This is a genomic window from Microthrixaceae bacterium, assembly GCA_023957975.1.
Lineage (GTDB): Bacteria > Actinomycetota > Acidimicrobiia > Acidimicrobiales > Microtrichaceae > JAMLGM01.
In genome coordinates, this window is the sequence record JAMLGM010000007.1 from 176,244 (window position 1) to 187,783 (window position 11,540).

The 11,540-nt window shown below is 66.8% G+C and carries 11 protein-coding genes; 2 read left to right on the forward strand and 9 right to left on the reverse strand.

The annotated features are described in order from the left end of the window. From M9952_11605 to M9952_11615, 3 genes are read right to left on the reverse strand one after another with little or no spacing between them, the layout of a single operon-like run. Positions 1-1,185, reverse strand: a complete 1,185-nt coding sequence (locus tag M9952_11605; protein ID MCO5313565.1) for a cytochrome P450 — start codon at positions 1,183-1,185, stop codon at positions 1-3. Between the two features lie 48 nt (positions 1,186-1,233). Continuing rightward, positions 1,234-2,061, reverse strand: coding sequence for a tyrosine-protein phosphatase (locus M9952_11610; protein ID MCO5313566.1), 828 nt, complete (start codon positions 2,059-2,061; stop codon positions 1,234-1,236). Then, on the reverse strand, positions 2,058-3,206 hold the full coding sequence (locus M9952_11615) for a hypothetical protein (protein ID MCO5313567.1): 1,149 nt from the start codon (positions 3,204-3,206) through the stop codon (positions 2,058-2,060). The genes M9952_11610 and M9952_11615 overlap by 4 nt, the downstream gene beginning before the upstream one ends. 103 nt (positions 3,207-3,309) lie before the next feature. On the opposite strand from M9952_11615, the gene M9952_11620 reads away from it, so the two are divergent. After that, positions 3,310-4,296: an alpha/beta hydrolase gene (locus M9952_11620; protein ID MCO5313568.1), complete on the forward strand. Its 987-nt coding sequence runs from the start codon at positions 3,310-3,312 to the stop codon at positions 4,294-4,296. A 36-nt stretch (positions 4,297-4,332) separates the two neighbouring features. On the opposite strand, the gene M9952_11625 is transcribed toward M9952_11620, so the two are convergent. Further along, positions 4,333-4,812: a DUF4870 domain-containing protein gene (locus M9952_11625; GenBank protein ID MCO5313569.1), complete on the reverse strand. Its 480-nt coding sequence runs from the start codon at positions 4,810-4,812 to the stop codon at positions 4,333-4,335. Between the two features lie 77 nt (positions 4,813-4,889). Then, entirely contained in the window at positions 4,890-6,311 is a 1,422-nt protein-coding gene (locus tag M9952_11630; protein ID MCO5313570.1) for a gamma-aminobutyraldehyde dehydrogenase, read from the reverse strand. A gap of 291 nt (positions 6,312-6,602) precedes the next feature. On the opposite strand from M9952_11630, the gene M9952_11635 reads away from it, so the two are divergent. Beyond that, positions 6,603-7,565: an endonuclease domain-containing protein gene (locus M9952_11635; protein ID MCO5313571.1), complete on the forward strand. Its 963-nt coding sequence runs from the start codon at positions 6,603-6,605 to the stop codon at positions 7,563-7,565. Between the two features lie 155 nt (positions 7,566-7,720). On the opposite strand, the gene M9952_11640 is transcribed toward M9952_11635, so the two are convergent. The 4 genes from M9952_11640 to M9952_11655 all read right to left on the reverse strand — a co-directional run bounded on the left by M9952_11640 (position 7,721) and on the right by M9952_11655 (position 11,497). Beyond that, positions 7,721-8,596, reverse strand: coding sequence for a CoA ester lyase (locus M9952_11640; protein MCO5313572.1), 876 nt, complete (start codon positions 8,594-8,596; stop codon positions 7,721-7,723). A gap of 13 nt (positions 8,597-8,609) precedes the next feature. Beyond that, a complete protein-coding gene (locus M9952_11645; GenBank protein ID MCO5313573.1) occupies positions 8,610-9,671 on the reverse strand; it encodes a CoA ester lyase in 1,062 nt (353 codons plus the stop codon). A gap of 98 nt (positions 9,672-9,769) precedes the next feature. Further along, the gene (locus M9952_11650; protein ID MCO5313574.1) at positions 9,770-11,260 is read right to left on the reverse strand and encodes an FAD-binding oxidoreductase; all 1,491 of its coding nucleotides are present in this window, start codon (positions 11,258-11,260) and stop codon (positions 9,770-9,772) included. 42 nt (positions 11,261-11,302) lie between these two features. Beyond that, positions 11,303-11,497: an antitoxin gene (locus tag M9952_11655; GenBank protein MCO5313575.1), complete on the reverse strand. Its 195-nt coding sequence runs from the start codon at positions 11,495-11,497 to the stop codon at positions 11,303-11,305. Between the last annotated feature and the right edge of the window lie 43 nt (positions 11,498-11,540).

The window sequence follows — 11,540 nt, forward strand, 5'->3', positions numbered from 1 at the left end:
TCAGCGCAGATCCAACACGAGGCCGTCCACGCCGCGCACGAACGCGCCCGGGATGTGGTTCGGAGCGGTCCCGGCCGCGATTTCGAACGACGCCACCCGAGCGAGGAACCGCTCGAAGAACCGGCGGATCTCCAGCCGAGCGAGGCTGGAGCCCAGGCAGAAGTGGGTGCCGAATCCGAACGCGACGTGCTGGTTGCGGACGCGGCCGACGTCGTAGACATCGGGTGAGTCGAAGGCCGCCTCGTCGCGGTTCGCCGAGCTGTACATCAACAGCACCTGATCACCTTCACGGAGCTGTTGTCCGTGGAGTTCGTGGTCCTCGGTGACGACTCGGGCCATATTCAGAATCGGGGTGACCCACCTGATGAACTCCTCGACCGCGGTCTCGGCGATCATGTCGGGATTCTGTCGGAGCCGCAGCAGTTGGTCGGGGTGTTCGATCAGGTCCCACAGCGTCTGGGCGATCACCGTTCGCGTGGTTTCGGCGCCGCCGTCGACCAGGAGCAGGCACTCGGCGATGATCTGCTCGTCGCTCATCGGCTCCCCGTCGATCTCGGTGTGGCACCACACCGAGACCATGTCGTCGGTCGGGTTCGCCCGTTTGTCGGCGATGAGCTCTGCGCACGCGCCGGCGAACTCCATCGCCGCGATGATGCCGGGTTCGGTCATGTACCGGAGCCCGCCGCCGTTTTGAATCGTGTCGGTCGACCATCGCTTGATCTCGCGCCACCGATCGATGCCGAAGCCGAGGTACTTCGCGATCATCATCGCCGGCAGGGGCGCGGCGAGCGCCTCGACCGCGTCCACCGTCCCGGCGGCGAGCGCTTCGTCGATCAGGCCGTCGATCACCTCGGTGATCTCCGCGTCGTGGTCGACCACGGCCCGGGGCGTGAAACGTCGAGCGACGAGCCGACGTTGAGCCTGATGGTCGGGGTCGTCAAGACCGATCATCGAACGGTCGTCGTAGGTTCCCACCGGGATCGGCCGATAGCTGTTGCGGTTCGAATATCGGCGAGGCCGCTTCTCGACCTCCACGATGTCGTGGTACCGGCTGATCCCCCACAGGCGGTTGATGTCGTCGCGATACACCGGGGCGTGATGCCGCAACCATCGATACGTCGGGGTCGGGTCGGCTGCATAGAGGTATCCGTTCAACAGGTCGATCTGTGGAAGCGTTTCGGTCATCGGGTCCTCTTGGTGTGACGCCGCAGCGAGCGGCATGGCGAATCGTCCTCAGTGAACGAACTTGGCCCGCAGCGCATCGATGAGCCGACGGTCGACGCCGATATCGACGGCCCACCCCTCGAAGGAGCCGTGGCGGGCTTTCAACGCATCGATCACGCCGCGCATGGTCGCCGGAGCGGCGGCTCGGCGAATGATCTCCTCCTCATCGAGGCGCCCGGGCGGCGCCGCATCGAGGCCCTGGGCCCGCGCTTGTTCGATCATCCGGTCCCGGTACCAGCCCACGATGCCGACCATCGCCTCGGTGCTCTTGGAATAGTCGGCGATGATCACCTCGTCGGAGGCACCCAGTACCCCCAGCAACGCGCTGGCGACGACCCCGGTTCTGTCCTTGCCAGCGGTGCAGTGGAACAGCGCCGCCCCGTCTCGGGCGACCAGGTCCTCAAGCACGACGACGATGCGATCGGAATGCTGCTCGTACATTGAGATGGTGCGGTCTCGCAGGAACCACTCCGAGTCGGACTCGTCCTCGTCGCGCCAGCTCCACACCTCGTCGAGCAACGACCGGTGGATCGACTCCATGTCGTTGTTCGATTCGACGAATCCGTCCGCGCCGCGTTCCGCCTCGGTGCGCAGATCGACCAGCGTGGCGACGCCCGCCACCCCCAGCCAGTCGTGCGCCCGACGTGGATCGACACGGTTCAAGAGGTCACTTCGGTACAGCAACCCCGGCCGGATCGCTCCCCCGGCGACCCGATAGCCGCCGAACTCCCGCAGGTTGAACGCCCCGGGGATGGCAGGGATCGGCTGATTGGTTTCGCCCGCCGACGGCGCCTCGGGGTCGAGGTCGGAAGGTGTCTGCGGCTCCGGGTTGCTCACAGGTCCGCCTCCAACACGCACACCACTCCGTCGGGACGCATCGCCAACTCGGTGGCCCGCACGGCGACGGTCGTCGAGTCGTCGATCGGCACCGACACCTTCGCCGGCAGCGACACCTGAAACGGCGTCAGGGAGGCAAGCGATCCGAGCGCCTGGTTGAACCGGTTCACAAACGACGGAACGAGCGGCAGTTCCACCCAGGCCTCGCGCGGGCTGAGCTCGATGCGGTCGTCGAGCAGCCGCGCCGCGACCGAGGCCCGCACCCCGGTGCGCAGGTCGGGCAGGAACCCGAGACTCGTGAGCCGGCGGTTACGGATGCGTGCTGCGACCTCGGAGCTGTGGGTCTGCAGGTCGACCTCGAAGGGGAGCGGAACCCCGAGCGAATCCTCGGCCAGGCGAAGGGCCAACTGGGTCAGCGACCCCGACGCCAGACCGACCACGACGTCCTGGCCGGGCCGAAGGGGTGCGATGGCGTGGCCTTCAACGCTGTCGACCGCGATGAGCCCGACGGTCATGTGGCCCTCGTCGATCACCACATCGCCGGGAGCGGCGCGCACTCCGAGATCGACGAGCGGTTGGGCCTGATGGGGCTCGAGTTCGATGCCGATGCGCCCCATCTGTGCCGCAAGTCCGCTGAAGATGTCGCCGCCGATGCTGGCGAACAACATGTCGCCCATGACCGCGGCGGTGCCCGGGTCGACCTCAGATCCCTCGATCCCCTCCATCACCGTGCGCAACAGCTCGGCGCCTTCGAGGTCGAGCGCCGCCACGAACCGACCGTCGGGACGCAATTCGACCCGCGGGGACACGAGCACATCGGCTCGCACGAGCGCTCTACCCGGCAGCGCCGGCATGGCCGCGCCCGCTCCGAAATCGACGCTTCCGGCGGCACGAATCGACGCGTGCAAGCGGCCGTCGTGATCGGGCGAGGAGGTGAACTCGACTCCGGTGATCGTCAGCGCCAACGACAGGTCGACCTCGCCCATCAGGGGCAGGGTGAAGCGACGGTTCAATTCGCCCGCCGCGATGCCGTCGCCGATGTAGAACGCCGCCGCAAGGTTGAGCACCTCGTCGGTGACCCCGAGCGACAAGGCCCAACGTTCGCCCGCGATGGAGGTGGATTGCCCGAATCGTGACGCAGCCATGGCTCTCTTCTATCAGCTTGGGAGTGCCGCCGGTGGCGCCGCGGCCGCTTCGCCGACACCGATTTGTCCGCGGCCAGGGTTCAGACCTGCTCAAATATCGAAGATGACCTTTGTCACAGCACGCCCCATCACGGTGAAAGACCCGACATATGGCTCCATCACCCTGTCGGTTCACGAACAGGGAGACGGGCCCGCCGTGGTGTTCAGCCACGGATTTCCTGAGTTGGCGTACTCGTGGCGCCACCAACTCCCCGCCGTCGCCGCCGCCGGGTTCCACGCCATTGCCCCCGACCAACGCGGCTATGGGGCCTCGAGTGCCCCCGAGGAGATCCGCGCCTACGGGTTGGGTCAACTGACGGGGGATCTCGTCGGCCTACTCGACGCGCTCGACATCGAACGCGCCGTGTTCGTCGGCCACGATTGGGGCGGCTTTGTGGTGTGGGCGATGGGGGTGTTGCATCCACAACGCGTCGCCGGGATCGTCGGGGTGTGCACGCCCTACACGCCGTTTCCTGGCACCGAGTTTCTCAAGATGGTCTTCGGCGACGACGTCGAAAAGCAGTACATGTTGTGGTTCCAAAAGCCCGGCGTCGCCGAGCGGGTGCTCGACCCGCGGGGCCGGCTCGTGTTCGAAAAGCTCATGCGCGGCGGCGTGGACCCGACGAATTTCCTGAAGTCGGCCGCGACCGGCGGCGGCGAGGCGAAACGACCGGCGATGAACCCGTTCATCAACATCGAGACCATCGACCCCGGAGGCAAGCCGATCGCGACGGCCGAGGAGATCGACCGCTACGTCGCCGAGTTCGAACGGACCGGCTTTCGCGGCGGTATCAACTGGTACCGCAACATCGACGCCAACGGCGAGGCCTTCCCCGAGATCGGCAAGACCGTCATCGACGTGCCGACGCTCATGATCCTGGCCGAGTGGGATCCGGCGCTGCCTCCGGCGCTGGCCAAGAACATGCCGTCCGTGTGCTCCGACCTCGAGATGGCAACCATCGCCAAGGCCGGCCACTGGGTGCAACAGGAATCGCCGGACGAGGTGAACGCCGTGCTGATCGACTGGCTCACCCGTCGCTTCGGCGGCTGAGCGTCGGGGTCGGCCCGTCGGGGCTGGCCTACCGGCCTAGCGGCCGCCCGGGACGAGCCTCAACGTCAGCGGGTAGCGGTACCACTCGCCCTTGTTCGCGGCGAGCGCTGCGATGATCGGCATCACGATGCTCCAGATGGCCACCAGCGGGAACAGCACGAATCCGATCAGCACGATCATCAGCACGGCCGACACGGCGTACGCGATGAACACGGTGATACCGAAGTTCAACGCCTCCGCGGCGTGGTGCTTCACGAACGGTGATTCCTCACCCTTGACCAGGTAGATGATCAGCGGGCCGATGAACGACGTGAACAGCGCCAGGATGTGAACGAGCGTCGCGAACGTCGTGTCGTCGCCTCCACCGCCGTAGGGCTGCATGCCGCCGTGCTGCGGTGCCCCCGGCGCGAGGTGTTCGGTCCACTGCGTCCCGTCCCAATAGCGCTGACTTCCGGTGCTGTCGGGGTACCACCCAGGGGGCGTCGGGGTTCCGGATGCGTTCGGGTCGAAGCTCATCGCGTCAGCGTATCGCCGTGGTTCCGCCGAGCGGAGCCTCGTTTGCCTGGCGTTCTCGCCGACGGGTCGACGCCGGTTCAGTGGCGGATCATGACGTGCTTCAACTCGGTGTAGTGCTCGACCGCGTAGATCGACATGTCCTTGCCGTACCCCGACTGCTTGTAGCCGCCGTGGGGCATCTCCGACACGATCGGAATGTGGTCGTTCACCCACACCGCACCGAAGTGCAGATCTCGGCTGAACCGCATCGCCCGGCCGACGTCACCGGTCCACACCGATGACGCCAGCCCGTAGTCGCAGTCGTTGGCCATCGCCAACGCCTCGTCCTCGGATCCGAACCGCTGGATGGTCACCGCCGGGCCGAAGATCTCCCGCTGGATGATCTCGGAGTCTTGCGCCGCTGCGGCGATCACCGCCGGTTCGACGAAGAACCCGGGACCGTCGATCGCGGCACCACCCGTGGTGACCGCCGCCCCGTCCGCCTTGGCCCTGGCGATCATGTCGGTAACCCGTTGCTGGTGGGCCGCGCTCACGATCGGCCCCACCGCAGTGTCTGGATCGAACGGATCTCCCGTCGCGAGGCCGGCCACTGCCGCCGTCATCCGGTCGACCAACTCGTCGTAGATCGACGCCGCCGCGAGGTAGCGGGCCGGTTGGGTGCAGTCCTGGCCGGAGTTGTAGTAGCTCATCTCGGTGAGGGTCTCGACGACGAGGTCGAGGTCCGCGTCCTCGAAGATCACCACCGGTGCCTTTCCCCCGAGTTCGAGATGCAGGCGTTTGAGGCTCGCGGCGGCCTCCGCCGCGATGCGTTTGCCGGTGGCGACCCCACCGGTGAGGCTGATCATGTCGACGCGGGGGTGATTGACCAGCGCCGATCCGACGCTCGCCCCGGTGCCGCACACGACGTTCAACACGCCCGGCGGCAGGATGTCGGCGGTGATCTCGGCGAGGCGAAGCGCGGTCAGCGGCGTGAGTTCGGACGGTTTGAGCACCATCGTGTTGCCAGCCGCGAGCGCTGGGCCGATCTTCCACGTCGCCATGTTCAGCGGGTAATTCCACGGCGCGATGCCGACGACCACCCCGATGGGGTCGCGCCGCACGAAGCTCGTGTGATCCTCGAGGTACTCCCCCGCCGCCCGCCCTTCGGCGAAACGCGAGGCGGCGGCGAAGAACCGGAAGTTGTCGACGGTGAGATCGAACTCGAAGTCGACGATCGACACCGGCTTGCCGACGTTCATGCTCTCGAGCCGTTTCAGCTCGTCGAGGTCGGCCTCGATCGCATCGGCCACCGCACTGAGCATCTCGAAACGCTCCCGCGGCGTCGTGCGCCGCCACGAATCGAACGCCGCTGCCGCCGCCTGAACGGCATCGGTGCCATCGGATCCATCCGAGGACGCGACCTGGGCGATGGCCTCGCCGGTCGCCGGATTCAACACCTCAAGCGTCTCACCGCTGCGCGCCGGGCGGAACTGTCCGCCGATGTAGTTGAGCGTCTGCATGTTCGTCACCTCACAGGTCTCAGGTGCGCACCAGTCTGGCCGCCTCCCGCCCTCCCTTGCCCACAGTTCACGCTCGCTCCTCCCCTTCCCGCGCCCACCCTCCCCGCGCCCACAGTTCAACTGTGGGCAAACTCGGCCACCTGCCGGCCCGTTTCACCCACGGTTGAACTGTGGGCAAGGCCGAGCCGAGCATCGGACCCCGTCCCACCCCCATGACCATCGATCGATGTCACGGGTCGCCGTTACCATCGTGGCCGCTTCCCCCTCAGGCTTTCGACCTCAGGGACCCCGATGTACGACCGACTTCTCGCGTCTGCTGCCCGCACCACCCACGGCATCCTTACCCCTTCCGCCTTGGATGCGGTCGGGATGAGCGACCGCCAACTCAAGGCCCGGCTGAGCTCCGGCCAACTCATTCGCCTCCACAACAACGTCGTCGCTATCGCCGGTGCGCCACAAACCTGGAACTATTGGGCGACCGCCGCGTTGACAGCAGTCCCCAGGTCGGTGCTCGCAGAAACGAGCGCGGCCAGGCTCGCCGGGATCGACCTGCCCGGCCCAAGCCTGCCGATCGTCATCCTGGCACCGTGGACCGCCAACCACCGACTCCCCGGCGTCACCGTGCGACGCTCACGTACCTGGCACCCGCATCACCTCACCGAACGATCGGGGTTCGCCACGACAACGCTCGAGCGGACCCTCATCGACCTCGGGTCAGTGCTCAGCCTCGGCCGACTGAGGGCAGTCATCGACGACGAGCTCGGCGCAAAGCGAACGACGTTGTGCGCCTTGACCGAGACGTTCTCCGAAGTCGCGACCCGTGGCCGAAAAGGCACCGCGCGCGTACGACAGGTTCTCGAGGAACTCGACGGGGAGCCACCGACCGAATCGACACTCGAGCGGGCGTTCCTCGCCGAGGTCCGATCGCTGATCGAGGGTCGGGTGGCCACACAGGCCACGGCGCCGTGGGCGGAACGCGAGCCGGGCAGGGTCGACTTCCTCTTCGAGAAGTCACGCTTGATCGTCGAACTCGACGGTCGCCGCTGGCACGGCCGCGCCGCCTCGTTCGAACTCGACCGATGGCGCGACCAACAGGCGGCGATTCACGGGTACCGCACCGTTCGCTTCACCCACCGTCAAGTCACCACCCAGCCGGACTATGTCCGGGCGACGATGGCTGCGCTCCTCGACGCACCAACGTTTGGCACACTCGCAACGCAACCGGCGCCGCCGACTTCGCCTGCCCACAGTTGAACTGTGGGCAACCCCGACCAGCTGGTGGCCCCGTTTGCCCACGGTTGAACTGTGGGCAGGGTCGGGCCGGGTGAGGGGTGCAGCGAGAGATGGCGAGGGCAGGGTCGGGGCGGGTGAGGCCAGGGCGGGTGAGGGGTGCAGCGAGGTGACGAGCCTCAGGAGTTGAGGGCGGCGATCGCCTCGGCGATGGCGAGGGCGCGTCGAGCGTTGTCGACGTGCAGGTTCTCGATCATCTTGCCGTCGACGGTGACGACGCCCTTGCCCTCGGCGATGCCCGCCTCGAACGCCTCGATGACGCGCCGCGAGTAGTCGATCTCGTCCTCGGACGGGGCGAAGGCCTCGTTGCACGGCTCGACCTGGCTCGGGTGCACGAGGGTCTTGCCGTCGAAGCCCATCTCGGCACCCTGCTGGGCCTCGATCGCGAACCCTTCGGGATTGCGAACGTCGTTGTAGACCCCGTCGAGGATCACCTTGCCGGCATATCGCGCCGCGTTCACGCACCGGCCGAGTCCCCACAACAGCGGATGACGCCCCGGCACCAACCCGGCGCGCAACTCCTTGGCGAGGTCGTTGGTCCCCATGACCAACACGGCGAGACGCTCGGATGCCGTCGCGATCTCCACGGCGTTCTCGACCGCGGTCGGGGTCTCCAACATCGCCCAGATACGCGTGTTCTCGGCCCCGGCAACCGATTCGAGTAAACGCTCGATGGTCGCAACGTCGGCGGCCGAGTTCACCTTCGGCACGACGACGCCATGGGGACCCGCCGCGCCCGCCGAACGAAGGTCGTCCTCGAACCACTGCGTGTCGAGGCCGTTGACCCGAATGGTCAGCTCACGCTTGCCGTACTCGCCCGAACGCACCGCGTCGGCGACCTTGCCCCGCGCCGCCTCTTTCATGTCCGGAGCAACCGAGTCCTCGGTGTCGAAGATGATGGCGTCGGTCGCAAGACCTTTGGCCTTCTCGAGTGCCTTGTCGTTGGCGCCGGGCATGTAGAGCACCGAGCGCCGTGGAACGATCACATCAGTCATGTCGCGATCCTCCTCAGAAGCCGTAGAGCTCGGCGAGCTCGGGGTCACGGGCGGCGAGCATCTTGGCGAGGTTGACCATCACGTGGCACTGCTTCACCGAGGCGTCGTCTTCCATCTTCCCGTCGATCATCACCGCGCCGGTGCCGTCGCCCATCTCCTCGATGACGTGCAGGGCGTGGTCGATGTCCTCCTTGGAGGGCGAGAACACCTTCTTGGCGATGTCGACCTGAACCGGGTGAAGCGACCATGCTCCGACGCAGCCGAGCAGGAACGCGTTGCGGAACTGATCCTCGCAGGCAACCGTGTCCTTGATGTCGCCGAAGGGCCCGTAGAACGGCAGGATGCCCGCCATCGCGCAGGCATCTACCATGCGCGAGATCGTGTAATGCCACAGGTCCTGCTGATAGGAGGAGCGCTCGGCGTCGTAGACCGGTCCGTCCTCGCCGCGAGGCGGGTCTTGGCGCACGAGGTATCCGGGGTGGCCGCCGCCGACCCGGGTGGTCTTCATCCTCCGCGAGGCCGCGAGGTCGGCGGGCCCGAGCGAGATGCCCTGCATGCGGGGGCTGGCGAGTGCGATCTCCTCGACGTTGGCGACGCCACGGGCGGTCTCCAAGATGGCGTGGAGCAGCAACGGCTTGGTCAACTCGGCGCGCGCCTCGAGCTGGGCGAGGAGGCGATCGACGTAGTGGATGTCCTCGGGGCCCTCGACCTTGGGGATCATGATGACGTCGAGGCGATCGCCCACTTCGGTGACGAGCGTGATGAGGTCGTCGAGCACCCAGGGAGAGTCGAGCGAGTTCACCCGGGTCCACAGTTGCGCGTCGCCGAGATCCATCTCCTTGGCGACCTTCACGAGCCCGGCGCGGGCGTTCTCCTTCTGATCCGCCGGGATGGCGTCTTCGAGATTGCCGAGCAGGATGTCGACCTTGGTCGCCATCTCCGGCAGCTTCGCGGTCACCTTGTCGAGGTGCGGGGGGAAGAAGTGAATCATCCGCGACGGCGGGAACGGGATCTCGGTGACGGGCTGGGGGGCACCGGCGGCGAGCGGCTTGAAGAAATCCTTGGCACTACGCATAGGCACCAAGCTACGCCGCGTCCGCAGATCCGGGCGAAGATGAACGCGCCCTCACGTCTCAGACGGCGGCTCCGTTTCAGACGGTGGCTCCGTTTCGCTCAGGAATCGAACCCGAGCCCCAAACGGTCGAGCAGACGCAGCCACGGGCCCCGATGGCCGTGCGCGGCATCGGCGCGCGCCATCGCTCGCCGAGTGACCTCGATGCCCGCCCAGCGGATCGGCTCCGGCGGAAACGGGATCGGGCGTTTACGCACGAGCGACAGCGACAAACGTTCCGAGTCGGGTCGATACAACAGGTCCAGACACACCCGGGCGCCGAACCGGGTGGCCCCGACGCCGAGTCCCGTGTAGCCGACCGCATAGGCGACCCGACCGTCGAATGCCGTACCGAAGCTCACGCAGAACCTCGTGCTGGTGTCGATGACGCCACCCCAGCGATGGGTGAAACGAAGCCCCTCGAGTTGCGGGAACGTCTCGAAGAAGTGCTGCGCCAACACCCGGTGGGTCGACTCGCGTTGGTCGAGTGCCGGATCGATGCGCGACCCGTAGTGGTACACCGCGTCATAGCCGCCCCACACGATCCGACGATCGGCCGCGAGCCGGTAGTAGTGGAACTGGTTCGTGGTGTCGGCCACCCCTTGTCGATTCGCCCACCCGATCGCGGCGAGCTGGTCGTCGTTCAAGGGTTCGGTGGCCAACACGTAGTCATAGACGGGCGCGACCGTGGCGTTGATCCGTCTCAGCGGCGACCGGAACGCGTTGGTGGCCAAGATGACCGCCCCGCAGCGCAGGGTGCCGCGGTCGGTTCGCACCGCCATGCCGGCACCGTGACGTTCGAGGCCGACCATCGTCGTGCGCTCATGGATCCGCACTCCGAGCGACCTCGCTGCTGCGGCGAGTCCCCAACCGAGCCGGGCCGGGTCGACGAGCGCCTCGCCGTCGCGCTGCCACAACCCTGCGTGATAGGTGGGCGAATCGAGTTCCGAACGGGTCGCTTCGGCGTCGAGCACGTCGATGTCGTAGCCGTGCTTGCGCGACAGCTCGGCGCTGGCGTGGAGGTCGTCGACGAGCCATGGAGCGGTGGCGACCGTGAGCTGTCCGGGCTCGTGCCAATCGCAGTCGATGCCGTGATGTTCGATCGTGTCGCGAATGCCCGCGAAGCTCGCCCGCCCCTCGGCTTCGATGCGCTTGAGATCCTCGCCGAATCGACTCGCCCCGTTGTCGAGTCCGTGGGTCAACGACGATGAACAGAACCCACCGTTGCGCCCGCTGGCCTGTTCCGCGATCCGGCCCGACTCGATGACGACGACGCTGCGGTTCGGATCGTCCTGCATCGATTGGATCGCTGCCCACAAACCGCTGTAGCCACCACCCACGATGACGAGGTCGACCGCGTCATCGGCGCCATTTCCCGTCTGTCCGAGTGCGGGGCCCGCCTCGGGGCGATCCTCGCGGTCGAGCCAGAGCACGGTTGGCGAAGCATCGGCCAACGCGTGATCGCCCATGGAAGGGCCGCGGACCGCTCCCGCACGGCGAGACGCCGACGCGAAGCCGGACGGAGACGGCGTCGAGGCCGAGGTGGCACCCATCGTCGAAACGATAGCCCCGCGGCCTCGACGGGCCTCACATGGTCAGGCTTCGGGCTTGGGGTCCGGTTCGCCGACCACGTCTTTGATCTTGTCGACGGCACCGTCGATCTTGTCGCTGTGCTTGTGTCCGGTCTTTTCGTCGATGAAGTCCGCCACCTTGTCGACGGCGTCTTCGATCTTCTCCTCGTTCTGGCCGAGAAGATCCTTGGCCTTGTCGGTGATCTTGCCGAGATCCATTTCCAGCTCCTTGTCGGTGGCGCGACACGGTGTCGCTCGACCA